This is a genomic window from Streptomyces sp. NPDC038135 (assembly GCF_055601245.1).
This window is the reverse complement of sequence record NZ_JBVJXS010000003.1, coordinates 163077-188873: the sequence shown is the minus strand read 5'-3', so window position 1 is coordinate 188873 and position 25797 is coordinate 163077. Positions and strand designations below refer to the sequence as shown.

The 25797-nt window shown below is 72.8% G+C and carries 21 protein-coding genes and 3 tRNA genes; 14 read left to right on the top strand and 10 right to left on the bottom strand.

Going from position 1 to position 25797, the window contains the following annotated elements; all coding sequences use genetic code 11:
* Positions 1 to 4: 4 nt before the first annotated feature.
* Positions 5 to 1132: a hypothetical protein gene (locus tag ACZ7JA_RS09290; protein ID WP_470807806.1), complete on the bottom strand. Its 1128-nt coding sequence runs from the start codon at positions 1130 to 1132 to the stop codon at positions 5 to 7.
* Between the two features lie 618 nt (positions 1133 to 1750).
* Here ACZ7JA_RS09290 and ACZ7JA_RS09285 point away from each other — a divergent pair.
* Positions 1751 to 1832 (top strand) — tRNA-OTHER (locus tag ACZ7JA_RS09285).
* Between the two features lie 79 nt (positions 1833 to 1911).
* Here ACZ7JA_RS09285 and ACZ7JA_RS09280 read toward each other — a convergent pair.
* From ACZ7JA_RS09280 to ACZ7JA_RS09265, 4 genes are all read right to left on the bottom strand, one after another.
* A complete protein-coding gene (locus tag ACZ7JA_RS09280) occupies positions 1912 to 2472 on the bottom strand; it encodes a hypothetical protein (RefSeq protein ID WP_351661553.1) in 561 nt (186 codons plus the stop codon).
* A 243-nt stretch (positions 2473 to 2715) separates the two neighbouring features.
* Positions 2716 to 3126: a VOC family protein gene (locus ACZ7JA_RS09275; RefSeq protein WP_351661550.1), complete on the bottom strand. Its 411-nt coding sequence runs from the start codon at positions 3124 to 3126 to the stop codon at positions 2716 to 2718.
* Between the two features lie 86 nt (positions 3127 to 3212).
* Entirely contained in the window at positions 3213 to 3713 is a 501-nt protein-coding gene (locus ACZ7JA_RS09270) for a GNAT family N-acetyltransferase (RefSeq protein WP_470807805.1), read from the bottom strand.
* Positions 3714 to 3787: 74 nt separating this feature from the next.
* Positions 3788 to 4654: a bifunctional DNA primase/polymerase gene (locus ACZ7JA_RS09265; protein WP_470807804.1), complete on the bottom strand. Its 867-nt coding sequence runs from the start codon at positions 4652 to 4654 to the stop codon at positions 3788 to 3790.
* A 372-nt stretch (positions 4655 to 5026) separates the two neighbouring features.
* Between ACZ7JA_RS09265 and ACZ7JA_RS09260 the strand changes: the two genes are divergently transcribed.
* The 3 genes from ACZ7JA_RS09260 to ACZ7JA_RS09250 all read left to right on the top strand — a co-directional run bounded on the left by ACZ7JA_RS09260 (position 5027) and on the right by ACZ7JA_RS09250 (position 8064).
* Positions 5027 to 5284: a hypothetical protein gene (locus ACZ7JA_RS09260; RefSeq protein WP_401130221.1), complete on the top strand. Its 258-nt coding sequence runs from the start codon at positions 5027 to 5029 to the stop codon at positions 5282 to 5284.
* A 423-nt stretch (positions 5285 to 5707) separates the two neighbouring features.
* Positions 5708 to 6265, top strand: a complete 558-nt coding sequence (locus tag ACZ7JA_RS09255; RefSeq protein ID WP_470807803.1) for a SigE family RNA polymerase sigma factor — start codon at positions 5708 to 5710, stop codon at positions 6263 to 6265.
* A gap of 140 nt (positions 6266 to 6405) precedes the next feature.
* Positions 6406 to 8064 (top strand): long-chain fatty acid--CoA ligase, encoded by a 1659-nt coding sequence (locus ACZ7JA_RS09250; protein WP_351661536.1) that lies wholly within the window; start codon positions 6406 to 6408, stop codon positions 8062 to 8064.
* Positions 8065 to 8154: 90 nt separating this feature from the next.
* On the opposite strand, the gene ACZ7JA_RS09245 is transcribed toward ACZ7JA_RS09250, so the two are convergent.
* Both ACZ7JA_RS09245 and ACZ7JA_RS09240 read right to left on the bottom strand, forming a co-directional pair.
* Complete coding sequence (locus tag ACZ7JA_RS09245; RefSeq protein ID WP_470807802.1) at positions 8155 to 12657, bottom strand: hybrid sensor histidine kinase/response regulator; 4503 nt, start codon at positions 12655 to 12657, stop codon at positions 8155 to 8157.
* Between the two features lie 289 nt (positions 12658 to 12946).
* Positions 12947 to 13495: an SSI family serine proteinase inhibitor gene (locus ACZ7JA_RS09240; RefSeq protein ID WP_450746517.1), complete on the bottom strand. Its 549-nt coding sequence runs from the start codon at positions 13493 to 13495 to the stop codon at positions 12947 to 12949.
* 182 nt (positions 13496 to 13677) lie between these two features.
* On the opposite strand from ACZ7JA_RS09240, the gene ACZ7JA_RS09235 reads away from it, so the two are divergent.
* Together ACZ7JA_RS09235 and ACZ7JA_RS09230 are read left to right on the top strand one after the other, a co-directional pair.
* Positions 13678 to 13768 (top strand) — tRNA-Ser (locus tag ACZ7JA_RS09235).
* Between the two features lie 195 nt (positions 13769 to 13963).
* A tRNA-Arg gene (locus ACZ7JA_RS09230) sits at positions 13964 to 14036 on the top strand.
* Positions 14037 to 14204: 168 nt separating this feature from the next.
* On the opposite strand, the gene ACZ7JA_RS09225 is transcribed toward ACZ7JA_RS09230, so the two are convergent.
* Entirely contained in the window at positions 14205 to 14696 is a 492-nt protein-coding gene (locus ACZ7JA_RS09225; protein ID WP_351661527.1) for a MarR family winged helix-turn-helix transcriptional regulator, read from the bottom strand.
* An 89-nt stretch (positions 14697 to 14785) separates the two neighbouring features.
* Here ACZ7JA_RS09225 and ACZ7JA_RS09220 point away from each other — a divergent pair, with 89 nt between their 5' ends.
* The 7 genes from ACZ7JA_RS09220 to ACZ7JA_RS09190 all read left to right on the top strand — a co-directional run bounded on the left by ACZ7JA_RS09220 (position 14786) and on the right by ACZ7JA_RS09190 (position 23411).
* Entirely contained in the window at positions 14786 to 15151 is a 366-nt protein-coding gene (locus ACZ7JA_RS09220; protein WP_470807801.1) for an HGxxPAAW family protein, read from the top strand.
* Between the two features lie 61 nt (positions 15152 to 15212).
* The gene (locus ACZ7JA_RS09215) at positions 15213 to 16094 is read left to right on the top strand and encodes a DUF2797 domain-containing protein (RefSeq protein ID WP_389451766.1); all 882 of its coding nucleotides are present in this window, start codon (positions 15213 to 15215) and stop codon (positions 16092 to 16094) included.
* Between the two features lie 118 nt (positions 16095 to 16212).
* The gene (locus ACZ7JA_RS09210; protein WP_470807800.1) at positions 16213 to 16953 is read left to right on the top strand and encodes a response regulator transcription factor; all 741 of its coding nucleotides are present in this window, start codon (positions 16213 to 16215) and stop codon (positions 16951 to 16953) included.
* On the top strand, positions 16950 to 18569 hold the full coding sequence (locus tag ACZ7JA_RS09205) for an ATP-binding protein (protein ID WP_470807799.1): 1620 nt from the start codon (positions 16950 to 16952) through the stop codon (positions 18567 to 18569). The genes ACZ7JA_RS09210 and ACZ7JA_RS09205 overlap by 4 nt, the downstream gene beginning before the upstream one ends.
* Positions 18570 to 18583: 14 nt before the next feature.
* A complete protein-coding gene (locus ACZ7JA_RS09200) occupies positions 18584 to 20203 on the top strand; it encodes a bifunctional glycosyltransferase family 2/GtrA family protein (protein WP_470807798.1) in 1620 nt (539 codons plus the stop codon).
* Entirely contained in the window at positions 20200 to 22410 is a 2211-nt protein-coding gene (locus ACZ7JA_RS09195) for a glycosyltransferase family 39 protein (protein WP_470807797.1), read from the top strand. The genes ACZ7JA_RS09200 and ACZ7JA_RS09195 overlap by 4 nt, the downstream gene beginning before the upstream one ends.
* A gap of 242 nt (positions 22411 to 22652) precedes the next feature.
* A complete protein-coding gene (locus tag ACZ7JA_RS09190; RefSeq protein WP_470807796.1) occupies positions 22653 to 23411 on the top strand; it encodes a TetR/AcrR family transcriptional regulator in 759 nt (252 codons plus the stop codon).
* 46 nt (positions 23412 to 23457) lie between these two features.
* Here the strand turns inward: ACZ7JA_RS09190 and ACZ7JA_RS09185 are convergent, their stop codons facing one another.
* On the bottom strand, positions 23458 to 23928 hold the full coding sequence (locus ACZ7JA_RS09185; RefSeq protein WP_389300052.1) for a PPOX class F420-dependent oxidoreductase: 471 nt from the start codon (positions 23926 to 23928) through the stop codon (positions 23458 to 23460).
* Positions 23929 to 24133: 205 nt separating this feature from the next.
* Between ACZ7JA_RS09185 and ACZ7JA_RS09180 the strand changes: the two genes are divergently transcribed.
* The gene (locus tag ACZ7JA_RS09180; RefSeq protein WP_351661503.1) at positions 24134 to 24829 is read left to right on the top strand and encodes an ANTAR domain-containing protein; all 696 of its coding nucleotides are present in this window, start codon (positions 24134 to 24136) and stop codon (positions 24827 to 24829) included.
* A 66-nt stretch (positions 24830 to 24895) separates the two neighbouring features.
* Here ACZ7JA_RS09180 and ACZ7JA_RS09175 read toward each other — a convergent pair whose 3' ends face one another.
* Positions 24896 to 25717: a YceI family protein gene (locus ACZ7JA_RS09175; RefSeq protein ID WP_470807795.1), complete on the bottom strand. Its 822-nt coding sequence runs from the start codon at positions 25715 to 25717 to the stop codon at positions 24896 to 24898.
* Positions 25718 to 25797: the final 80 nt, after the last annotated feature.

Sequence of the window (25797 nt, the reverse complement as noted above, 5' to 3'; positions counted from 1 at the left end):
CGCCTCAGAAAGGTGGCTCGTCGCTGTATCCCGTATCTGGGGGGTCTATTTGATCGGCGAGTTCGCTGAAACCTTGGCCTCGCAATGTAGCGGCATATTTTGAACGCTGATTCCAAGGGATTGCCTGGATAAAGGATTCTTGAGAGCCCTTAGATCTGGGGTCGCGAAGTGCTATGATGAGCCTTTTTGCGCTGGTGGAAGCCATGCCGCTCAAGACCGTTTCGGCGTCCTTAATTGCCTCAGTGTCGAAGAAATGGTGAACGACTTCGAGCACTCGTGTATCCGCCCGCTGGCCTCCAACGCTTCGTAGGAGGTTCGAAGCATCTAGGGATAGTTCAGCCGCTCGAAGTAGCTGAACGGACTTCTCGATATTGTGGGCAAGGTGCCACGTGGCAATAGACGCAAGGAGCGGTGTCACCAGGTGTCCGATGTTAGCCCGACGGAGACCAACTACTAGCATCGGTGCCGAGTTGGGTCCGTGAAATCGAGCGGCATAGCGAAGCAAATGACTTATCGATGCGCCGTAAGCCGGAGACCAGTTGCCCCAGGGGGTAGGAGCCTCTTCTGACGGCAACGGGAATATTTGATTGAGTGCTTGCGTGCACTCAACTACGTCTTTAACACTCCCGCCCGCAAGCCATTCCATGAGGCCTTCGCAGGACATTCCGGCACGAAACATTTCGCTCGTTACGTGCGGAATCCACGTCACAGGCGGTGCGCCCTCAGATTGTGCGACTAAGTCCACGAGATCTGTCATTCCCGCATGCCTGAGAGGCGCCGGGTCCCATGTTCGCTTTGGCTGCATCGGTGACGCATTTTGTATTTCAGGGCTTTGGGTGTGTACCTGATTACCAGTTGCCGCAACATACTTCGCCCGCCAACTGTTTTCATCGACCTCCTGTGGAGTTAGCGGCGCACCGTTGAGTCGTCCGTATTCTGCCATAGCGGCAACCAGAGACAAGACTTGCGTGAGTTTCGCTGGAGTTTTTCCGGAGAGCTTCTCCTGGATAGTGGAGCGGCCCATAGGTAGCCGGCCTTGCTGGGCTCGCACGAGGCGCTCAAGCTCCCTGTAGGTCGGATGACCTGCCCGCGCGTGAAGATCATTCAGCTGCTTAACCAAGCTGTTACTCATGGCCCCCCTGTTAGGCGTCCGCGCGTGGCCGCTCACGTCCGGCGATGTCCGTGTGCGTCCGTCCCTGTCCGCGCAGCAGGGAAGAAGCCTAGGTCAACTCAGCAGCTGGCGTCCGGGTGTTGCCGTAAGTGGCCGTCTAGTTGGTCTCTCGGGACCCGGACAGCTTCACTCAGAGTCACGGATGCCCCGTTCTCACCGCTGGCACGGTGAGAACGGGGCGCAACTTGCTAGGGCCTGGCTGGCGGACAACCGGGCCGGAGGGTGGAGTACCGCCGTGACGAAGATGGACGGCCCTCTCAATGAGGAGACTAGCGAGACTCGCTACACCAGGGCCACGCTTTGGCTCACTGGGATCACCGCAGGGGCAGGCATGCTTTCTGCTCTGGCAGCGTTGATCACGGCGCTGAAGGGCTAGCGCCCACCAGTGGTTCGGCCGCTTCCCAACTTGTTCGCCCGCAGCAGTGCACTGGCACGGCTCCTCGACGCAAACCGCATTCGTGGCGAGTGGTGATCTTGACCGTACAGGCCGACTGTAGGTGGGCCGGGAGACTGCTCGGTGGCCATCCTCTGGCCAGAAAGCGGCCCAGGACACTGACGTTCTAGGAAAGGAGCAGGTCAAAAGGCTGTAGACGGTAGTAGCTAGGCGGTCTTGAAAACCGTCGTGGCAGCGATGTCACCGTGGGTTCAAATCCCACCGCCTCCGCACAGGTCATGAGCGTCGCATGCCGGAAGGGGTGCCCCTCGTCGAGGGGCACCCCTTCCGCGTGGGAGCCGGCTGGTCAGCCGTTGTTCTTCATCCTGGAGCCGGTTCCTCCCGGTTCCTTCGGCGCCCAGCCGGGGGTCCGGGTGGCGTCCTTGAAATCGGGCGACTTCATCAGGACGCGCCAGTTCTCCCCGCCCGTGTCGCCGTCGAGTCGAACGGTGAACTCCGCTTTCTGCCGGGTGTCGTGGAAGTACAGGACCACGACCTGGCGCTCCGAACCGCCGTCGTAGAAGTCACCCGTCACCTTCCCGTCGGCGCCGGTGCCGAAAGCCTTGATCCAGTTCTCGCCGGTCTTCCTGGCCTCCGCCTCGCCGCTGTCGCCGGTGGCCAGCTTGCGCAGCTCGTCCGCCTTGCCGTCGGCGATGTCCCACACGAGTTCCTGGACGACCCGCAATGAGCCGGTGGAGGGGTAGCCGACCACGTGCAACGGCTCGTGGTCGGCGTACGCCTGCTCGTAGGACGCGCCCTCCCCCGCGTCGTCGGCAGAGCTGCTGTCGAGGGCGGTACATCCGGACGTCAGCAGCACGGCTGCCGCCAGCCATCCGGCCGCTGTGTGGCTCCGCTTGAACCTGGGCATCTCACATCCAGGCCCAGTGGGCCGTTCCCGTGATGGCACCGGTGGCGGTGAGGGCGAGCACTGCTGCGCCGGTGATCGTACGTCCGAGCTTGTCGCGCAAGAGTCGGGTCCTTCCCCCGGTGATGAGCCCCGGCCGCCTGGTCGTGGTCAGTGCGGTTCGGGACTCGTTGATCAGGAGGATGGAAGAGGGGACGTACGGGTTCCCGGCCGGCCGCTGGCGCCGGGGGCCGGGGGCGGGCGGGCTCAGGCGGGGAGGTTCAGCTGCCAGGAGACGCCGAAGCGGTCGTTGACCCAGCCGAATTTGGGGCTGAAACCGTGGTCTCCGAGCGGCATGAGCGCGGTGCCCCGGTCGACGAGGGCCGCGTAGAGACGGTCGATCTCCGCCTCGTCCTCGCACTGGACGAAGAGGGACATCGCGGGGGTGAAGGTGAAACCGTGGCTCACGGGGCTGTCGATGCACATGAACTGCCCGCCGGCGAGCGAGAACGTGGCGTGCTGCACGGTCCCCTCCTTGCCGGGGCCGTCGGCGCCGTAGCGGGTGACGCCGACGATCTCGCCGTCGTCGAAGAGCGAGGTGTAGAAGGCCATCGCCTCCTCCGCGTTCCCCTCGAACATCAGGAACGTGGTGATCTTCTGGGACGTCACGATCTCCATGCCGCGTGCTCCTTCGGCGCTGTCGGGCTTTCGACGCGCTGCCACGTTAGCGCCGGGCCCGGTGCGGGGCGGCCGCCCGGCGCGGCCTATCCGCGGACCGATTCGAATGCGTGGTACATGACGTGCAGGCCGACCGGGCCCAGCGACGGATGCCGGAACGCGCCGGGAACGGTGCCGACGACGGCGAACCCGAGACGGTCGTACAGTCCGAGCGCCGGTGCGTTGGAGGCCGCGACGGCGTTGAACTGCACGCCGGTGAAGCCGCTGCCGCGCGCCCAGTCGAGCAGGTACTCGCCCAGTGCCCGGCCGACGCCCCGCCCGCGTGCCTCGGGCGCGACCATGAAGTTCCCGCTGGCGATGTGCGAACCGGGCCCCGGTCGGTTGGGATACATGTTCGAGGTGCCGATCACGCGCCGGTCCTCCACCGCCACCACGACGTGCCCCGGCGGCGGGACCACCCACATCTCGTGGGCCTGCGCCTCGCTCTGGAGCGGGTCGTAGCAGAAGGTGTCCCCCTTGCGGATTATCGGCTCCATGAACGGCCAGGTCTGCGGCCAGTCACTTTCTTCGAAAGCCCGAATCTCCATTCGCGCGAGGCTAACCAACGGTGGATTCCTGTTCCATCGGTTATCCCCGGCGGTGACGCCCGGCGCGCGGGGCGTCAGGGCCGGTGGCCCGTCATGCGGGCGGCCGAGGCGATCGTCGCGCGGGCCTCGCGTTCGGTCAGGCCGGTGTCGACGGCCGCTTCGATCAGGGGGACCAGCAGGGCGGGGCCGATGCCGTTCTCGTAGGCGCGGCAGGCCGCCCAGAACAGGCGGGTGTTGCGCTGGCCCTCGTGCGCGGTGAGCACGAAGTGGATCAGTCCCCGCCCGTGGTCGCCCGCCGGCGGCGGTGCCGGGTGTGCCGAGCGCGGCGGGGGCAGGAGCAGGTGCAGCAGGGCCGGCGGGCAGGCGGCGGGGCCCAGGTGGGCGGTCCCCGGGGCGGTCGCGTACACGCCGTGGTCGGTGCGGGAACCCGGGCCGACGAGGTAGCCGCCGGCGCCCCGGATGTCGATGCCGGGGGCGAGCCGTCCCGCGGAGTTGGGGACGACGACGTCCGGCGGGCCGGTCAGCCAGAGGTGGCGGCCGCCGCTCGGAGTGATCACCACGACCGTCGCGGGGATCGTGAACAGGTGCCGCAGGGCCAGTTCGCGCAGCGCGGCCGAGGCGTCGGTGCCCGTCTTGGTGTCGAGGTCGACGCCGATGAGGTGGTGCGGGGGCAGCCCGCAGGCGATGCCGTAGCCGCCGGCCCAGGGCGCGGCGGCGAACAGCTCGCGGATGCGGGCGGGGTCCGTTGAGGCGTCGTACACACCGTGCCCGAAACGGCCGCACTCGCCGTGGCAGGAGGCCGGGCCGGAGCCGTCGTGGTGGGGGGAGCGCAGGGCCGGGAGCTTGCTCCGGGACAGGGGGATGACGGCCAGTCCGCGCTCGGCGGCTGACAGGGCGTGTGCGAGGGCCAGCGTCGCGGCCTGCCGGTCGGTGGTGGCCATGGATCCATGTTCGTACGTACGTTCGAAAAAGGGAAGAGGGAGGCGGGGTGACGTGCCGGGAACGGGGGATTTTCGCCGGGAACGGGGCGGAACGATTCGTCCCTTGTGCCGGTCGGGGAGGGGGGAGTTCGGGTCGCGAGCCGGTGCGGCGCGGAGTGGGGAAAGGCGGCGAAAGGGGTTTATCGATATGTCATCACGCTTGCGTGCGAATGAGGACTTAAGGGGTGGTTCGCCGGGATTCGGTGGGCAAGTCTGGATGCGCGACGTCGTTCACACCAGCCGGGGCGGTCGGCCAACCGCCCTGGCGCCAGCCGCACTTCACGGACCTTCCGGCCGCCTCGGCCGGAAGGAGCCCGGTTCTGGAGGGACAACATGGCACGTATCCGTACCGCCCGCGTTCTGGCCGCCGTCTCCGCACTACCACTCGCAGCCGCCCTCTTCACCGGCGTCGCGGGTGCGGACAACGGCGCCCTCGCGGGCGACGGATCCATCGCCGGCGTGACGAGCCTCGGCGGCAGCGGCGTCGGCCGCGACAACGGCGGGAACGTCGCACAGGTCAACGGCTCCGATCTCACGGCCCTCCAGCAGGGCACCGAGAACGTGGCCTTCCGCTTCACCCCGCTGTGGTGAGCCGGGGGCGGGGGCCCTTGTGGTGAGGGTCCCCGCGAGGCGTGCTTCAGGGTCGTAGGACGGCTGCGCGGCGGTGCTTCGGCACCGCCGCGCAGCCGTTTCCCGGTTCGCCGGCCCCGGTGGCGGCAGGACCCGCGGACGCCGGCGCCGGGCCTGAACCCGGCGGCCCGAGGGCCTGTCGCGGGCCTGAACCCGGCGGCCCGAGGGCCTGTCGCGGGCCTGAACCCGGCGGCCCGAGGGCCTGTCGCGGGCCTGAACCCGGCGGCCCGAGGGCGGGCCCGCAGGGGAGAACCCTCAGGGGCCGTCATCACGCGGTCCACCTTCAGGAGGTGGGGACGGCCCCACCCCTACAACCTGAGGGGGACCCGGCATCGGGACCTGGGGCCGATCCCAGGGCGGCCGGTCCGCTCCTAGCGTGGAGCCATGACCACACCCGTCTGCACCAGCGCCTCGGCCGCCGCCGCACCGGCGCGGCAGACCCACTCGTTCCCGTCGTTCGCGTCGTACGTGCGGGCCCGCCAGTCGGTGCTGCTGCGCACCGCGCGGTCGCTGACCGCCAACCCGAGCGACGCCGAGGACCTGTTGCAGACCGCGCTGACCAAGACCTATGTGGCCTGGGAGCGGATCGAGGACCACCGGGCGCTGGACGGCTATGTGCGCCGGGCGCTGCTCAACACCCGTACCTCGCAATGGCGCAAGCGCAGGGTGGACGAGTTCGTCTGCGAGGAGCTGCCCGAACCCGAGCCCGTGCCCGGCGCGGGCGACCCCGCCGAGCGGCAGGCGCTGCGCGACGCCATGTGGCGCGCGATCACCAGACTGCCCGCGCGGCAGCGGGCGATGGTCGTCCTCAGGTACTACGAGGACCTCAGCGAGGTCCAGACGGCCGAGGTGCTCGGCGTCTCGGTGGGCACGGTGAAGTCGGCGGTCTCCCGGGCCCTGAGCAAGCTGCGCGAGGACCCCGAACTGGGCCTGGTCCGCTAGGGCCGTCGCGCGGGGCCGGCCGGACTCGGACGACCGTCGTCAAACTGTGTCGCCTCTCCTAGTGACATACCGCGCGGTATGTGCGCAGAATCAGCGCAACCTCGACCACCGCGTAGGCAAAGTCGCCCGGGAGGACCGCCGTGCTGAGCACCATGCAGGACGTACCGCTGCTGATCTCGAGGATTCTGACCCACGGGTCGGCGGTCCACGGGGAGTCGCGGGTGACCACCTGGACCGGAGAGGCCGAGCCGCACCACCGCACCTTCGCCGAGATCGGGGCCCGCTCGGCACAGCTCGCCCACGCGCTGCGGGACGGACTCGGGGTCCGGGACGACGACCGCGTCGCGACGCTGATGTGGAACAACGCCGAGCACGTCGAGGCGTACTACGCCATCCCCTCCATGGGCGCGGTGCTGCACACCCTGAACCTGCGGCTGCCCGCCGAGCAGCTGGTGTGGATCGTCAACCACGCCGCCGACCGCGTCGTCATCGTCAACGGCTCGCTGATCCCGCTGCTCGCGCCGCTGCTGACGAAGCTCCCGACGGTGGAGCACATCGTCGTCTCCGGTCCCGGCGACCGCGCCCCGCTCGAGGGCGCCACCGCGCGCGTGCACGAGTACGAGGAACTGATCGCCGGCCGGCCCACCGCCTACGACTGGCCGGAGCTGGACGAGCGCCAGGCCGCCGCGATGTGCTACACCTCCGGCACCACCGGCGACCCCAAGGGCGTGGTGTACAGCCACCGTTCGGTCTACCTGCACTCCATGCAGGTCAACATGGCGGAGTCGATGGGCCTGACCGACCAGGACACCTCGCTGGTCGTGGTCCCCCAGTTCCACGTCAACGCCTGGGGCCTGCCGCACGCCGCGTTCATGACCGGCGTCAACATGCTGATGCCGGACCGCTTCCTGCAGCCCGCCCCGCTCGCCGAGATGATCGAACAGGTGCGGCCGACCCATGCGGCGGCCGTCCCCACCATCTGGCAGGGTCTGCTCGCCGAGCTGACCGCCCGCCCCCGTGACGTCTCCGCCCTCGTCCAGGTCACCATCGGCGGATCGGCCTGCCCGCCTTCCCTGATGGAGGCCTTCGACGCGCTCGGCATGCGGGTCTGCCACGCCTGGGGCATGACGGAGACCTCCCCGCTGGGCACGGTGGCCCGCCCGCCGGCCCACGCGGTCGGCACCGACGAGGAGTTCGGGTACCGCCTGACCCAGGGCCGCTTCGCGGTCGGCGTCGAGGCCCGGCTCACCGGCCCCGGCGGCGAGCGCATCCCGTGGGACGGCGAGTCGGCGGGCGAGCTCGAGGTGCGCGGCCCGTGGATCGCGGGCGCCTACTACAACGGCCCCGACGGCGAACCGCTGCGTCCCGCCGACAAGTTCAGCGAGGACGGCTGGCTGAAGACCGGCGACGTCGGCACCATCTCGCCCGACGGCTTCCTCACCCTCACCGACCGCGCCAAGGACGTCATCAAGTCCGGCGGCGAGTGGATCTCCTCGGTCGAGCTGGAGAACGCGCTGATGTCCCACCCGGACGTCGCGGAGGCCGCCGTGGTCGCCGTGCCGGACGACAAGTGGGGCGAGCGTCCGCTCGCCACGGTGGTCCTGCGGGAGGGCGCGAGCGCCGACTTCGAGACGCTGCGCGCGTTCCTCGCCGAGGAGGGAAAGATCGCCCGGTGGCAGCTCCCCGAGCGCTGGACGATCATCCCGACGGTCCCGAAGACCAGCGTCGGCAAGTTCGACAAGAAGGTGCTCCGCAGGCAGTACGCGGCAGGCGACCTGGACGTGACCAGGCTCGGCTGACGATCGCCGTGTGAACGGACAGCCCCCGGCTGCGCGCCGGGGGCTGTCCGTTCGTGCGGGGCGGGTACGACGGCGGAGCGCCCTCGCCGCTCAGTTCGTGCCGATGCCGGCCAGCAGGTCGACGATCCGGCTCTGCACCTCGGGGCTGGTGGACCGCTCGGCGAGGAACAGCACGGTCTCACCGGAGCCCAGCCTGGGCAGGTCGGCCGGATCGACGGCCGCGGTGTAGACGACGAGCGGGGTGCGGTTGAGCTGCCCGTTCGCGCGCAGCCAGTCGATGATCCCGCTGAACCCGTCCTGCCGGCGGTGCACCTGCATCAGGTCCATCACCACGAGGTTCGGCCGGAACTGCCCCGCCAGCGTCACCGCGTCGCCGTCGCTCGCGGCCCGCGCCACCTGCATACCGCGCCGCTCCAGCGTCGACGTCAGCGCCAGCGCGATCTCCGCGTGCTCCTCGATCAGCAGCACGCGCGGCGGATGCTGCTCGCTGTCCCGCGGCGCCAGCGCCTTCAGCAGGACGGCGGGGTCGGCGCCGTACGCCGCCTCGCGCGTCGCCTGCCCCAGTCCGGCCGTGACCAGCACCGGCACCTCGGCGGCGACCGCCGCCTGGCGCAGCGACTGCAGCGCGGTACGGGTGATCGGGCCGGTGAGCGGGTCCACGAACAGCGCGGCGGGGAAGGCCGCGATCTGAGCGTCGACCTCCTCACGGGAGTGCACGACGACCGGCCGGTAGCCGCGGTCGCTCAGCGCCTGCTGGGTCGTCACGTCCGGTGCGGGCCACACCAGCAGCCGGCGGGGGTTGTCCAGCGGCTCCGGCGGCAGCTCGTCGTCCAGCGGCTGCGGGCGCGGGGTGTCGGCGACCTCCACGGCCCCGCCGGGACCGTCCAGCGGCTCCGGTCCCTCGGCCGCGTTCGCGTCCGGGGCGCCTATGGCGTACGACCGTCCGCCGCCCTCGGCGGTGGGGGCGAGCCTGGACTGCCCGGCGAGCGAGGGCTGGGCGGGCGGCTGTTCGGCCGGCGGATGCGGCCGGGCGCCCTGCTCCGGCTGCGTCTCCTGGCGTGCGGCCGGGTCGGGCGGCGTGCCCAGCTTCCGCCGGCGCCCGGATCCGCCGGGGGTGTGCGGGGGCGGGGTGGGCGTCGGCTGCTGCACCTGCAGGGCCTGCCGCGCGAACGGCACGCCCTGCCCGAGCGTACGGACACTGATCGCCCGGCCCTGAGTGGAGTTCGGATCGCCGGCGTTCCCCGGCGCCTCGGCGGGCAGGGGCTGCGCGGGCGGCAGCGGCTGAGCGGCGGCGTGTTCCGCGGGAAGCGGGGTGCCTGTGGCAGGGGTGGCGGCCGGACCGGCCGGGGGTACGGCCACGCCCGCGCCGGAGGTGGCGTCGGCGCCGGGCCACTGGTGCGGCACGGCGGCCGCGGGGGCGCCTGCGGCCGGGGTGGCCGGCCCGCCCTGGGCTGCCGGCGCCCGGCCGGCGGCCGCCTCGGCGGGCAACGGCTGGGCGGCCGGAGCACCGGCCGGGGGAGCGGCCTGCCCGACGGCCCGCTGCCCCTGGACCGGGGGGTGCGCCTCGGGCCCGGCCTGCGCGGGCACGGGCACCGCCTGGGCCGGGGCGCCCTGCACGGGTACGCCCTGGCCGTGGGTGCCCTGCGCGGGCGGTACGGGCCGGCCGTGAGCGCCCTGTGCGGGTACGGGTCCGCCCGGCGCCACCTGTGCCGGAACGGGCCGGCCGGGGGGTACGGGTACGCCCTGGCCGTGGGTGCCCTGCGCGGGTACGGAGGCGTGCGGCAGCGCCGCCGGCCGACCGGGACCGGCCTGAGCCGGCACACCGGCCTGAGGCGCACCGCCCGGCTGACCGGGACCCGCCGCCGCGGCCGCACCCTGCGCCGGAAGCCCGTGCCCCGGCGTCGGCATCGGCTGCCCGGCCGGCCCGGCGACGGCCTGCCCGGGAACCGGCTGCGCAGGACCCGCCTGGGCCGGGACGGCCGGAGCCGCCTGAGCGGGACCCGTCTGGGCGTGCGCGTCCCCGGCCGGGGCGGCGCCCTGAACCGGCTCCGCCGCCCGCGCCGCCTCGTCCGGCCGGGCCACGGCCCGTCGGCGGCGGCCGGTCGGCGCGCTGGTGGGGTGCGGCTGCGGCGGGGTGTGGTCCTCGGCCTGATCGGGCGTCATGGCGTCGTGCCGACCGTCGTCGTCCGTGCCGTCAGTGCCGCCGGCGACGGCCACCGGGGGCTGAGCGGTCACCGGTGCCTGAGCGGCCACCGGCGCCTGACCGGTCACCTGGGCGACACCCGTCGCCGTCGCGGTGGGTCCGGGCGAGCGGTCGGCGTCGGCGGGCGGCAGGGCGAAGACCGTACGGGCGCCGGCCTCCTGCGCCGCCGCCCGCTCCTGCGCCGCGGCCAGGGCCCGGCGGCGCCGGCCGGTCGGCTGCGCGTCGTCGGCCGCACCGGCCTGCTCCGCACCGGCCGCGGGCAGCGCGGGCGGCAGGGCGGCCTGCGGTGCGTCGGAGTCACGCCGGGCACGGCGGCCCGAAGGCAGGGGCACGCCCTGCGGGGGCACGGCGGCGCCGAGCCCGTTGCCCGCGGCGGCGGTGCCCGCGGCATGCTCGGCCGCCGTCATCACGGCGCCCTCGCTCACGCCGTCACCACCGGCGCCGGGATCGGCGGCCCGGCCGCGCCGCCGTCCGGTCGCGCCGTCCTGGGCCTCGGCCACGACCGGCGCCGCCGCCTCGACGGCGGCCGCCGCACGCCTGCGGCGCCCGGTCGGCGAGGGCGACTCCGCCCCGCCGTCGGCGGGCTCACCGGACTCGGCCGGAACGTCGCTCTCCAGGAAGGCGTCGGTCGAGGCCCGGCGGGCCCGGCGCCGTCCGCCACCGGCACCCGGTCCGGCGCTCTCCGCCGCGGCCTCCACCGCGGCCGGGGCCGGGGCGGCGACCGCCCCGGCCCCACCGCCGAGCGGCACTTCGAGCACGAACGCGCTGCCGCTCATGCCGGGCACCTCGTGCGTCTGCAGCACCCCGCCGTGCGCCCGGACGATGCCCCGCACGATCGGCTCGTGCACCGGGTCTCCCCCGCTGTACGGCCCGCGCACCTCGATCCGCGCGACCTCACCGCGCTGGGCGGCCGCGACCACGACCGTGTTGTCCATGTATCCGCCCGCCGAGACGGGCGCGTTGCCGGTGGCGTCGACCCCGGCCACGTCGGCGACGAGATGCGCGAGCGCGGTGGCGAGACGCTGGGCGTCGACCTCGGCCTCGATGGGCGGCGCGTGCACGGCGAACTGCACCCGTCCCGGCCCGATCAGCTCGACGGCCCCGTCCACCCCGGCCGCGACGACGGCGTCCAGCATCACCTTCGTCCGGGTGATGTCCTCGCTGCCCGCGTCTAGGTGCTGGTAGCCGAGCACGTTGTCGATCAGCGTGGTGATGCGCGAGTACCCGGCGGACAGGTGGTGCAGCACCTGGTTGGCCTCCGGCCAGAGCTGGCCGGCGTCGTCGGCGGCGAGAACGGCCAGCTCGCGGCGGAGTTCGTCCAGCGGCCCGCGCAGCGACCGCCCCAGCAGCGTGAGCAGTTGCTCGTGCCGCCCGGCGAGCGCCTCGTAACGGTCCTTCTCCCGCTCGCCGAGGGCGGCGTACCGGTCCTCGCCGGCCGCCAGCTCCTCCTGGTGCTGCTCGCGCAGTTCCTCGAGTTCGGTGACGTGCGCCTGGCGCAGCGCGGTCAGGTCGGAGGCGTGCTCCTCGGAGAGCCGCTCCAACTCCTCGGCGTGCGCCTTCTCCAGGGCGGACTTCTCGTCGGCGAGGTCGTCGTACGGCCGGCGGTCGGCGAAGGTCATCACGGCGCCGACGAGCTGGTCGCCGTCGCGCACGGGCGCGGTGGTCAGATCGACCGCGACCTGCTCCCCGGCCTTGGACCACAGCACCTGGCCGCGCACCCGGTGCTTGCGTCCGGAGCGCAGGGTGTCGGCGAGCGGGGACTCCGCGTACGGGAAGGGCGAGCCGTCGGCGCGCGAGTGCAGCACGAGGGTGTGCAGCTCCTTGCCGCCCAGCTCACCGGCCCGGTATCCCAGTATCTGGGCGGCGGCCGGATTGACCAGCACGATCCGCCCGTCGGTGTCCGTGCCGACGACACCCTCCGAGGCCGCCCGCAGGATCATCTCGGTCTGCCGCTGCGAACGGGCCAGCTCGGCCTCGGTGTCCACGGTTCCCGACAGGTCCCGCACCACGAGCATCAGCAGCTCGTCACCGGTGTAGCCGTAACCGTCGTACGCCTGCTGCCCGTTCTCCAGATTCGCGCTCGTGACCTCGACCGGGAACTCCGTCCCGTCGGTCCGCCGCGCGATCATGCGGGTCGGCTTGGTCCGCCCGCGCGGGTCCATGTGATCGGGCCGCCGCATGGAGCCGGGGATGAGCCGGGAGTCGAACTGCGGCAGCAGATCGAGCAGCCCGCGCCCGACGAGCGCGGTCCCCGGCGCCTCGAAGGCCTCCAGGGCGATGGTGTTGGCGTTGACGACGGTTCCGTTGGCGTTGACCAGGACCAACGCATCGGGCAGCGCGTCGAGTATGGCTGCGAGGCGAGCAGCGCCTCGGGATGGCCTGCTGCTCACGAGACGCTTCCTCCTTGTTACCGCACCTTGCCTACCGCTCGGGCCATCTTGCCAACCGGCCCGCAGGGTGTCACGCGAGGGAGTCTAAAGGCACGGGTTGCGCTCGCGACGCCGGATGAGAGGGAGGTCGCACGACGAAGTGACGGCGAACATGTGACCGTACGCGTCCGTCGTGCGGCCGGGCCGCGTCCCGGTCGTGCCGCGCCCTGGTCCGGGATCCGCGAGACCTTCGCGGGACCTTTACGTGAGCGACGGCCGCCACCTGCGCGGCGGCCGCGCAGGGCACCGCCTAGGCGGGCGAACCGAGGTCCGGCAGCAGCGGCACCATCCGGTCCCACCGCCCGATCTCGCACCCGTTGCCCCGGTCGTACGCGGCGTCGACCGGGCGGCCGGCCCAGGTGCCGGTGACCCGGGCGGTGGCCGGCCCGCCGTAGACCAGGGTGCAGACGCTGTCGGGGGCGACCGGGGCGAAGGTGTCGCGCCCCCACTGCGTGTTCGCGTCGAGCGTCCGGCAGGCTCCCGCCGCGTCCGGGTGGGTCCCGGCCGTGGGGTGGCAGGACACCTGGTACGTACCGTCCAGCCCGCGGCCGGCGTGCCGAACGACGACGGTCAGGTGATCACCGGTCTCGTCCTCGGGCCGCGCCGGCGGGGGCATGAGGGCCGCGCCGGGCGGGGTGGGCACGGCGGTGGCAGCCGGGGCCGCCGATGCCGCCGTTACTGCCGGGGACGCCGTTGCCGCCGGGGCGGCCGTTGCCGGTGCGGCGGTGAGGACGGACAGGGACGGGACCGAGAGGGCGGCGAGGGCCGACACCAGGACGCCCCGCGGGACGACCGACATGACAGAGACCATGCCCTGATCAACGCCCACGGCGCCCGGACGTTGCGGCGCCGCACCGCCGGGCGAAGCCCTTTGCCCTGTGACCCGGGTGCCTAGTACCGTAGGGGTCGATTGGTGACAGCACGCTCGACTGTGTCATCATCTGCACGCACCAGTCGCGCGCTCGCGTGAGTGGTTGTGCTGGAGGCGTCGCCTAGTCCGGTCTATGGCGCCGCACTGCTAATGCGGTTTGGGTCTTAAAGCCCATCGAGGGTTCAAATCCCTCCGCCTCCGCGCTCATCCCGAAGCCCCGGTCCCAGGACCGGGGCTTCGGCGTTGTCGGCTCCAACCGCCCTGATCCACGTTTTCGCAGGTCACAAGGGGTATGCGGATCGGATTTCACATGACGGCGGCAGTCATGTAATGTTCTTCCTGTCGCCGCGAGCGGGCCGGAAGGGCCGGGAGCGGAAGACGAAAACAAAAGAACAAGCACTCGTAGCTTAACGGATAGAGCATCTGACTACGGATCAGAAGGTTGCAGGTTCGAATCCTGCCGAGTGCACACAGGTTAAAGGCCCCGGAGAGATCCGGGGCCTTCGGCGTTTTGTAGGGATGCGGCCACCGTGTCGACCCCGACGAAAGCGCCGGCCCCGAGGCCCCGGGCCCGCGCATCGGCGCCGGGTGTGGACGGTCGCCGGCGGTGGCGCGAGCCCGGTGCCGGGGTGGGCGGTCAGCAGTCCTCCTCCGGGTCGTTGCGGTTCAGCTTCTCCAGGTACTCGTGGGCCAGGGCCGTCGCCCGGGTGAACCAGTCGGTGATGACCGAGAGTTCCTCGGGGGAGTAGTCGGCGAACAGGGCCGTGACGCGCTGGTAGTGGCCGGCGTACACGGCCTCGACGCGGGTCACGGCGTCCGGGACGGGGGCCACCCGGACGCGGCGGCGGTCGGCCGGGTCGGGGCGGCGGGTGACGAAGCCCGCGCGTTCGAGACGGTTGAGGATTCCGGTGACCGCGCCGGTGGTCACATGGGCCCGGGCCGCGAGGTCGCCGGCCGTGAGCAGTGCCTCGCCCGCCTCCAGGACGAAGCCGAAGCAGGTGAGGTCGGTGACGTTCAGGCCCAGTCGCCGGGCCAGTTCCTGCTGGCCGATCAGGTGGGCGGCGATCAGGTGGTCCATCGCCGACAGCGCCTGCGCCGGATCGGCGGGCGGTCGGGGCGTGCCGTCCATCTTCCGTAATCCCTTAGCTCGTGAGATATTCGTTCGGTAAATGTCTTAGCTCGTGAGGGAAAGCTGTCGCTGTCCTTGGAGGCTGCCGTATGAGTCTGTACGACGAGGGTCACACGAGCGCCGGCTGGACCGGTGTCGGTGTCGCGACCGCCGGAACCGCCGTGCTGGGCTGGGGTGTCTGCGCGGCCTCGGCGGCAGGGGTGGCCGGCGGCCTGGTGGTCGTCGCGGCGAGCGTGCTGGTGACCTGGGCGCTGCACCTGTCCGGCTGGGGCAAGCCGCCCGGCGTGCGGCCGCGGCACCAGTGGGGCATGCGGGTCCGGGACGCCCAGGCCCGCGAAGGGCACCCGGGCTGCGTCGGCTGCCGCCTCGCGGGACGGGGGCGGCGGCGCGCGCGGGTGGTGGTGGTGCCGGGTGAGGCCGGCGCCGGAGCCAGGCCTCTGGCGCCTGTCGAGTGAAACCTCCGGGCCGGCCAGGGGCCCAGGGCGCTGTCAGTGGTCGCCCTTACGCTCGCGGGTGATGCGACGCGTGTGGAAGTGCTCGGGGCTGCGGTGGACGGCGGACGGCCCCGTGCTGGTCTGGGACGGGGGCCGGCGCAGTGGGCTGTCCTGGGGGAAGCGGGTGGCCTTCGCCGTGCCGGAGGGGGCCGTGCGGCGGTGTGTGGGGGCGCGGGGGAACACGTGTCCGGTGGCGGCCGGGGTGCCGGGCCGGAGCAGAGGCGCCCGGTGCGAGGAGTGCGCGCGGCTGGACCGGGCGCACTCGGTGGCCGCCGACACCCTGGCCGACGATCCGCGGCCGTACCGGGTGTACCTGGCCTGGTTCGGGCCCGGCATGGTCAAGGTCGGGATCACCGCCGTCGAGCGCGGTCCGGCCCGGCTGCTGGAGCAGGGCGCCGTCTGCTTCTCCTGGCTGGGCGCCGGCCCGCTGATGGCCGCCCGGCGGACGGAGGAGCTGCTGCGGGCCGCGCTCCGGGTGCCGGACCGGATCCCGTACGCCGAAAAGCGGGCGGTGCGGGCGGCCCTGCCCGGGACGGCGGCCGAACGGGCCTCCGAGGTGGAGGAGTTGCACGCGCGGGCCGTCGCTCTCGGCGGCTGGCCGGAGTCGCTGGGCCGGGAGCCCTGCCGGGTGGTGGACCACGTCGAGCGATTCGGGCTCCTCGCCCCGGCGGCGCGGGCCGCCACCGGCGACGTGACGGAGCTGGTGCCGGGCGGGGCCGTGAGCGGGGAGCTGGTCGCTGCCGCCGGGCCCGATCTGCATCTGGCGGTCGGCGGACGGCACGGGGTCGTCGTCCTCGACACGCGTCTGATGACCGGTTGGGAGGTGGTCCCCCGGTCGTCGGAGGCCGGTGAAATCAGCCTCCCCGTGCGGGAGTTCGCCAGGGAGCCGGACGGGTTGTTCTGAAGGCGCGGGCGGGGACGGGCGGTTCCCAGGTGTTCCCTGAGAGCCGCCTGTGTGTTTCTCAGCGAAATCACAGACGGGGGAAAGCGTCTTCTCAGAGGGCCCCGACAGGGTGTCCGGCATGACCACGATCTCGCCCCAGGGGCGCACCGAACTGCTGAGGCCGGACGGGAGCCCCGTCCGCGTGCTTGTGGTGGACGACGAGCTGTCGATCACCGAACTGCTGAGCATGGCTCTGCGCTACGAGGGCTGGCAGATCAGGAGCGCGGGCGACGGGCAGGGCGCCGTCCGGACGGCCCGCGAGTTCCGGCCCGACGCCGTCGTCCTGGACATGATGCTGCCGGACATGGACGGCCTGGCCGTCCTCCAGCGGCTGCGCCGCGAACTGCCCGACGTGCCCGTGCTCTTCCTGACCGCCAAGGACGCGGTGGAGGACCGGATCGCCGGGCTCACCGCGGGCGGCGACGACTACGTCACCAAGCCGTTCAGCCTGGAGGAGGTCGTGGCCCGGTTGCGCGGGCTGATCCGGCGCTCCGGCGCCGCCGACCGGCGGCCCGACTCCACTCTCGTCGTCGGCGACCTGACCCTGGACGAGGACAGTCACGAGGTGTCGCGGGGCGGGGACAACATCCACCTGACCGCGACCGAGTTCGAGCTGCTGCGCTTCCTGATGCGCAATCCGCGGCGGGTGCTCAGCAAGGCGCAGATCCTGGACCGCGTGTGGTCGTACGACTTCGGCGGGCAGGCCAACGTGGTCGAGCTGTACATCTCCTATCTGCGCAGGAAGATCGACGCCGGCCGGGAACCGATGATCCACACTCGGCGCGGAGCCGGCTACCTGATCAAGCCCGCCGTGTCATGAGCGGACGACGACGGCCGCGTCCGCGCAGACGAGCGGGCCAGCCGCGCACCCTGCGGACCCGGCTCGTCGTCGCGTCGGTGGTACTGATCGCCGTGGTCTGCTCGGTGATCGGCACCGTCACCACGCTGGCGCTGCGCTCGCATCTCTACGACCAGCTCAACGGCCAGCTCGACGAGGTCGCCGCACGCGCGTCCGGCTCCTTCGGCCCGCCGGGCGAGCAGCCCGGGGGCGGCATCGCGCCGCACGGGCAGAAGCCCAGGACCCGTCCCCCGGTCCTCGCCGACTTCGTCACGAAGGGCCCGCAGCCGCAGGGCACCGTCGCGGCCGTGGTCGAGGACGGTGTGATCACCGAGGCCGAGCGCGGCAAGCAGTCCCCCAGCGACTACGAGATGAAGCCGAAGCCGCTGACCAAGGCGCAGATCGCCGTCCTCCAGGCGGTGCCGCGGGAGGACGGGGGACAGCACACCGTCGGCCTGCCCGGCCTCGGCGAGTACCGGGTCGAGTACCGGACCGGCGACAACGGCGCCTACTACGTCGCCGTACCGACGACCTCGGTCGACAACACGATCGACACCCTGATCCTCGTCGAGATCAGCGTCACCGCGGCCGGTCTGGCCGCCGCCGTCATCGCGGGCTACGCGCTGGTCGGTGTCGCCACCCGCCCCCTGCGGAGGGTCGCCGCCACCGCCACCCGGGTCTCCGAACTGCGCCTGCACACCGGCGAGGTGAACCTGAGCGAGCGGGTGCCCGACGCCGAGTGCGACCCGCACAGCGAGGTCGGCCAGGTGGGCGCCGCGCTCAACCGCCTGCTGGACCACGTGCACGGCGCGCTGCACGCCCGGCAGCAGAGCGAGACCCGGGTACGGCAGTTCGTCGCGGACGCCAGCCACGAACTGCGCACCCCGCTCGCCTCCATCCGCGGCTACGCCGAACTCACCCGGCGCGGACGCGAGGAGGTCGGCCCCGACACGCGGCACGCCCTCGGCCGCATCGAGTCCGAGGCGGGGCGGATGACGCTGCTCGTCGAGGACCTCCTCCTGCTGGCCCGGCTCGACGCCGGACGCCCGCTGCGGTTCGAGCAGACCGATCTCGTGCCGCTCGTCGTCGACACCGTCAGCGACGCCCGCGCGGCCGGGCTTGACCACAACTGGCGGCTCGACCTGCCCGACGCACCGGCCCCGGTCTCCGCGGACGCGGCCCGCCTGCAGCAGGTGCTGGTCAACCTGCTGGGCAACGCCCGCAACCACACCCCGCCGGGGACGACCGTCACCGCGCGCGTGCGGCGGCGCGGGGCGTGGCTCCGCGTCGACGTCGAGGACAACGGGCCGGGCATCCCGGCCGGCCTGCTGCCGCGCGTCTTCGAGCGGTTCGCCCGCGGGGACTCCGCCCGCTCACGGGCCACCGGGTCCACCGGTCTGGGGCTCGCCATCGTGCAGGCCGTCGCGGCCGCGCACGGCGGCGCCGTGACCGTGGACAGCGTGCCGGGGCGGACGGTCTTCACCGTGCACCTGCCCGCGCTCGGCCCCGCCGAGGTGAATCCGGCCCCCGGTACGGACCGGGACTCGCACTCACAGGCACAGCACAGGGCCACCACATGGGCGGAACAGGGCGCCTGACGAGAGTCGGCGTCATGCGAACCGACCCTTCTTCCGGCGCCCTGCCGGCGCGGGAGCACCTCCCGGCCGGAAACGCCGGTACGCCTGTCCTGGACGTAGTGGTCCCCGTCTACAACGAGGAGAAGGACCTCGAGCCGTGCGTGCGCAGACTGCGCGAGCACCTCGCGCGCACCTTCCCGTACGCCTTCCGCATCACCGTCGCGGACAACGCCTCCACGGACGGCACGCCCCAGGTGGCGGCACGGCTGGCGGCCCAGCTCCCCGAGGTCACCACCTGCCGGCTGGAGCAGAAGGGCCGCGGCCGGGCCCTGCGGACGGTGTGGTCCGCCTCCGAGGCGCCGGTCCTCGCGTACATGGACGTCGACCTGTCCACCGACCTCAACGCCCTGCTGCCGCTGGTGGCGCCGCTGATCTCGGGCCACTCCGACCTGGCGATCGGCTCCCGGCTCGCCCGTGCCTCACGGGTGGTGCGGGGCCCCAAGCGGGAGTTCATCAGCCGGGCCTACAACCTGATCCTGCGCGGCTCGCTGCAGGCCCGGTTCTCTGACGCGCAGTGCGGCTTCAAGGCCATCCGGCGGGACGTGGCGCAGGTGCTGCTGCCGCTGGTGGAGGACACCGGCTGGTTCTTCGACACCGAGATGCTGGTGCTCGCCGAGCGGGCCGGGCTGCGGATCCACGAGGTGCCGGTCGACTGGGTCGACGACCCCGACTCGACGGTGCACATCGTGCGGACCGCTACCGACGACCTCAAGGGCGTGTGGCGCGTCGGCCGGGCGCTGGCCACCGGTTCGCTGCCGCTGGACCGGCTCGCCCGGCCCTTCGGGGACGACCCGCGCGACCGCGAGATCCAGGACGTGCCCCGCGGCCTCGCCCGCCAGCTCGTCGGGTTCTGCGTGGTCGGCGGCCTGTCGACGCTGTTCTACCTGCTGCTGTACAGCGCCTTCCGGCAGTTCTCCGGCTCGCAGGTGGCCAACGCGCTCGCGCTGCTGGTCTCGGCGGTCGCCAACACGGCCGCCAACCGCCGGCTGACCTTCGGGGTGCGCGGCCGGGGCGGCGCGGTCCGGCACCAGGCGCAGGGCCTGGTCGTCTTCGCCATCGGACTCGCCCTGACCAGCGGCTCCCTGGCCGCCCTGAACGCGGCGGGCGGCAGCCCCGCGCACTCCACCGAGCTGGCGGTGCTCATCGCCGCCAACCTCGCGGCGACCGTGCTGCGCTTCCTGCTCTTCCGGGCCTGGGTGTTCCCGGACCGTCCGGAGGACGGCCCGCACTTCACCGTGGCCGCGCACAGCCCATCGGCACACGCCCCGTCCGCGTGCAGCCCGTCCCCGTACGCCACGTCCGCGTACGCCCCGTCCGCGTACACCCCGTCCGCGTACACCCCGTCCACGCCGGCCCGCGCCACGGCGTCCTCGCCGACGTACGCCACGACGTCCGCGCCGGCCCACGCCACGCCCGCGCCGTACCGGCCGGACGGGCCGCTCCCGCGCCGCCCGCTGCCACACCCGGCGTACGGCCACCACGAAACGACCGCCCAGGTCCGCGCCGGTGAAGCCGCGGACGGCACCTGGAGGGACGGCACCCTGCCGCTGCAGCCGGTGCGCCCTCACGACACCGACCCGGGGGACCCCCGATGAGCACGCACTTCGACCAGCCCGCCCAGCAGGGCGCCGCCGCCGGCTGGGGCCCGCCCCCCTCGGCTCCCCCGCCGGCCCCGGAGGCGGCCGAGCCCCGCCGGCCCCTGGTGTCCCGGGTGTGGCGCGGCCGCCCCGAGGACCCGCGCTGGGCGCGGCCCGCCCTCCTCGGCCTGCTGGCCCTCACCCTCGCCACCTACCTGTACGGCCTGAGCGCCTCCGGCTACGCCAACTCCTTCTACTCGGCTGCCGTTCAGGCGGGCAGCAAGTCCTGGAAGGCGTTCTTCTTCGGCTCGCTGGACGCGGGCAACGCCATCACCGTCGACAAGCCCTCGGCCTTCATGTGGCCGATGGAGCTGTCGGTGCGGATCTTCGGCCTGAACTCGTGGGCGGTCCTCACGCCCCAGGTGCTCATGGGCGTCGGCACGGTGGCGGTCGTGTACGCCGCGGTGCGCCGCCGGTTCAGCCCCGCCGCCGGCCTGGTCGCGGGCGCGGTCCTCGCGCTCACCCCGGTCGCCGCGCTGATGTTCCGGTTCAACAACCCGGACGCGCTGCTGGCCCTGCTGATGTCGCTGGCCTGCTACTTCGTCGTGCGCGCGGTGGAGGACGGGCGGACCCGGTGGCTGGTGTGGGCGGGCGTCGCGATCGGCTTCGCGTTCCTCGCCAAGACCCTGCAGGCCTTCCTGATCCTGCCGCCGCTGGCCGTCGTCTACGCCGTGTGCGGTCCGGTCCGGCTGCGGAAACGGCTCGCGCAACTGGCGCTGGCGACCGTCGCGCTCGTGGTGGCGGGCGGCTGGTGGGTGGCGGTCGTGGAGCTGTGGCCGGCCTCCTCCCGCCCGTACATCGGCGGTTCGCAGAACAACAGCTTCCTCGAACTGACCTTCGGCTACAACGGCCTCGGGCGGATCAGCGGCGACGAGACAGGCAGCGTCGGCGGCGGTGGCGGCGCGGGCGGCTCCGGCCAGTGGGGCGAGACCGGCTGGGACCGGATGTTCGGCTCGGAGATCGGCAGCCAGATCTCCTGGCTGATCCCGGCCGCGCTGATCCTGCTGGCCGCCGGCCTGTGGGCGACGCGCAGGCTCCGCCGTACGTCCGTGACGCGCGCCTCGTTCCTGGTGTGGGGCGGCTCGCTGCTCATGACCATGGTGGTCTTCAGCTACATGGCGGGCATCTTCCACCAGTACTACACGGTGGCCCTCGCCCCCTACGTCGCGGCCGTCACCGGCATGGGCGCCGGACTGCTGTGGGAACGGCGGCGGGAGACCTGGGCGTCGATCACCCTCGCCGCCGCCGTGGTGGCGGCGGCCGCCTGGGGTTACGTCCTGCTCGACCGCACCCCCGACTACCTGCCCTGGCTGCGGTGGCTGGTGCTGGTCGGCGGCCTGGCGGCCGCGTTCGGGCTCGTCTTCGCCGGGCGGATCTCCCGGCGACTGGCCCTCGGCGCGGCGGCGGCGGGCCTGGTGGCGGCGCTGGCCGGCCCGGCCGCGTACACCCTCAGCACGGTGGACTCGGCGCACACCGGCTCGATCCCGACGGCCGGTCCGGCGGGCGCGAGCACGATGGGCTTCGGCGGCGGCCGCCCGGGCGGCGGCGACGGCGGCGGAATGCCGGGCGGCCTCGGCGGCGGAATGCCGGGCGGCCTCGGCGGCGGAATGCCGGGCCGGGGACAGCAGGGACAGCCCAACGGGAACGGGAACCCGCCGGGGCAGGGTCAGGGCTTCCCCGGCGGGGGGATGCCGGGCCGGAACGGCGACACCCAGGGCCAGGGTCAGGCGCCGCAGAACGGGAACGGCTTCCCGGGCGGCGGCGCCATGGGCGAGGGCGGTCGCACGGGCGCCGGCGGTCTGCTGAACGGTGCTCAGGTCGGCTCCGCCGCCAGGAAACTGCTGGAGAAGGACGCGGGTGACTACACCTGGGCAGCCGCCGCCATCGGCTCCCAGAACTCCGCGAGCTACCAGCTCGCCACCGGCGACCCCGTGATGGCGATCGGCGGCTTCAACGGCACCGATCCGTCCCCGACCCTGGCCCGGTTCAAGGAGTACGTGGCCGCAGGGAAGATCCACTACTTCATCGCCGGCGGCGGCATGGGCGGTGGCATGGGCGGCGACGGCAGCGGGTCGGCGTCGAAGATCAGCTCGTGGGTGCAGGCCAATTTCAAGAAGGTGACGGTCGGTTCGGCCACCTTCTACGACCTGACCCGGAGCGGCTGACGAAGGACGGCCGGGGCGGACCCGCCGTGCACCGCGGGGCCCCGGCCGTGCGGTGCACGGCGGGTTCGCCCACCCCGGCCGGGTCGGCCGGCACATGGACCGCCTAAGAGCTCGCGACCCTGGGTATGCGTGGCGCTGCGGGCGGTGTGCGGCCGGCCGCGCCCACGCGGTGAAGCCCCGTACCGACACGGCCGCGCGCCCCGCGTCCGGGGCGGTGACCGGAGTTCGAGAGAGGTGCGTCGGTGGCCAGGACCGGTGACGGGTCGGCGCGGGGCAGTGTCTGGCTGGCGGCGAGGACACGGCGCGGCGGACGGGGCGGCCAGCCCTCGGGCCTGGACCGGGAGCGGATCACCGCGGCCGGCGTGCGGCTGCTGGACGCCGAGGGCATGGCGGGGTTCTCCATGCGGCGGCTGGCCGCCGAGCTGAACGTCACCGCGATGTCCCTGTACTGGTACGTCGACACCAAGGACGACCTCCTCGAACTCGCCCTGGACGCCGCCTACGGCGAACTCGTGCTGCCGGACCCGGAGGACGACGGCGCCGACTGGCGCGAGCAGCTGCGGGCACTGGCCGGCGAGTACCGGGCGCTGCTGGTGCGCCACGCCTGGCTGTCGCCGCTGGCGGGGCGCTACCTCAACATCGGCCCCAACTGGCAGGCGTTCTCCCACGTGGTCCAGCGGGTCGTCCGCCGCGCCGGACTGCCCGCGCACGGCGTCACCGGCGCCATCTCGGCCGTCTTCCAGTTCGTGTACGGCCACGGCACGGTCGAGGCCCACTTCCGGGCCCGGACGGCGGACACGGGGCTGACCGCGGACGAGTACTACCGCCAGGCCGTGAGCCTGGTCGAGCAGGACCCGGGGACCGCCGAGACGTTCCGGGAGTCCCGGGAACTGACGGCGGCCCGGGGCGGCGACACGGTCGACGAGATGATGGACCGGGACTTCCGTTTCGCCCTCGACCTGCTGATCGCCGGCATCGAGGCGATGGTCGCCAGGGGCTGACCGCGACCGGCCGGCCGCCGTCGCCGGGCCGAGCCGCGGGCGCCGGCTAGTCGCCCTCCACCAGCCGGGCCGGGAAGCCGCCGGTCGCCACCGGGCCCCAGCGTTCCGGCGTCACCCGGATGATCGACTTGCCCTGCTTGCGCATCGCCTCGCGGTACTCGTCCCAGTCCGGGTGCTCACCGGCGATGTTGCGGTAGTACTCGACCAGGGGCTCGACCGAGTCGGGGGTGTCGATGACCTCGGCCGTGCCGTCGATCTGGACCCACGGCCCGTTCCACTCGTCGCTGAGGACGATCAGGCTGACCCGGGCGTCCCGCTTGGCGTTGCGGGTCTTGGCGCGCTCGGGGTAGGTGGAGGCCACGATCCGGCCCGAGTCGTCCACCCCGCAGGTGAGCGGGGAGCCCTGGGGGCTGCCGTCGGCCCGGCGGGTGAGCAGGATGGCGCGGTGCCGGGGGCGTACGAAGTCCAGCAGCTCGGCCTGCGATACACGGGTGTTCGTCGCGATGTTCGGTGCCATGGAGGCAGCCTAGGGCGAGCGGGGCCCGGTGAGCCTGACCCTGTCGGGCACAGGCTCGTCCGGGCGTCACTTCACCGCAACGGAGCAGCTAAAGTGCTGTTGTCGTGTGCTCGCAGTCAGGAATGTGCTGCGGAGCTCTCCTGAGCATGGCCGTATGGCTGTGACATCCGAGAGGTTCGTGGTGGCTTCCCCTGACTTTTTCGACGTGACCCGCTCTCCGGCCGGCCTGGAGCTGGCGGAGGCGCTCACGCTGGCGGCTCGGCAGCTGCACGAGACCACCACCCCGCAGGCCACGCTGCGCACCGCCGTCCGGCTGGCCGTGGAGCTGCTGCCCGGCGCCGAGCACGCCGGCGTCCTGGAGATCGACCGTGGTGAGGGCCGCCGTACGGTCGCCTGGACCGACGACATCGTGCGGGACGCCGAGGCCCCCGAGCTGCCGCACTGGGAACGGCTGTGGACCTCGCCGGTGGTGCGGCTGCCCGAGGACGACGGCGACGGCGGCGACGACGAGAGCGGGAGCGAGGACGAGCGGGGGCCGGGACCGCTGTCGGACCTGGGGCTGCGCTCGGTGCTGTCGCTGCGGCTGCGCGCCGACCGGCGCCGGCTCACCGTGCTCACCGCCTACTCCGGCAAGCCGAAGGCCTTCGACGACACCACCGCCCGCCTCGGCCGCCTCTTCACCGCGCACGTCAGCCTCGCCCTGAACTCGGTGACCGTGCAGGAGCAGCTCACCGAGGCCATGCACACCAGGGACCTGATCGGCCAGGCCACCGGCGTGCTCATGGAGCGCCTGGAGATCGACGCGGCGGCGGCCTTCGAGAGCCTGGTGCGCGCGTCCCAGCGGGAGAACGTCAAACTGCGGGACCTGGCCCGGCGCATCGTGGGCGCCACGGAGAACTGAGCCGCCCGGAACGACGCCGACGGCCCGCCGCCACTGCGAGTGGCGGCGGGCCGTCGGCCGTTCCCGTCAGGCGGCGGGCAGTGCCTCGCCCTGGACCGCCTGGATGTCCAGCTCGACCCGGAGGGTCGTGCCGATGGCGGCGATGCCCGCCTGGAGGACCTGGTTGTAGTTCATCGCGAAGTCCTCGCGGTGCAGTTCGGTGGTCGCGCGGAAGGCCGCGCGGGTGCCGCCCCACGGGTCGGCGCCGGTGCCGAGATAGGCCAGGTCCAGGTCGACCGGCCGGATCACGCCGTGCATCGACAGCTCGCCGTGCACGGTCCAGCGGTCCGGGCCGGCCACCGTCACGCCCGTGGAGCGGTAGCTGATCTCCGGGTGCCGTTCGACGTCGAGGAAGTCCGCGGAGCGCAGGTGCGTGTCCCGCATGCCGTTGCCCGTGTCGACGGACGCGGCCCGGATGACCGCCTCGACGCGGGACTTGGTGACGTCGTCCGGCGCGATCTCGATGGTCCCGCCGAACTCCGTGAACCTGCCGTGCACGCTGGAGATGCCCAGGTGCTGGGCGACCGCGGCGACGGAGGAGTGCGCCGGGTCGATGGTCCACGGGCCGGGCGGCGGCAGTTCGGCGCCGCCCTGCCGGGCCAGCGTGACGGTGCCGACCTCGGCCCGCCCGCTCGCGGTGACGATGGCGCTGGCGGCGGCGGGCGCGTAGCCGACGGCGGTCACGATCACCGTGTACGCCCCCGGCGCCAGCTCGGTGACGTCCCGTACGGCGCCCTCGGCGTCCGCCTCGGCCCGCAGCACCTGCGCACCGGTCATGTCGGTCATCGTGACGACCGCGTGCGACACGGCCCATCCGTCCCGGGTACGGATCCTCGCGGACAGTCCCATCCTGTTTTCTCCCTGAAAAGCCAGATAATTCGGTCGTATGAGGCCGGCCCGTGACGGGCGCGTCTCCGCTCAAGGCGCGC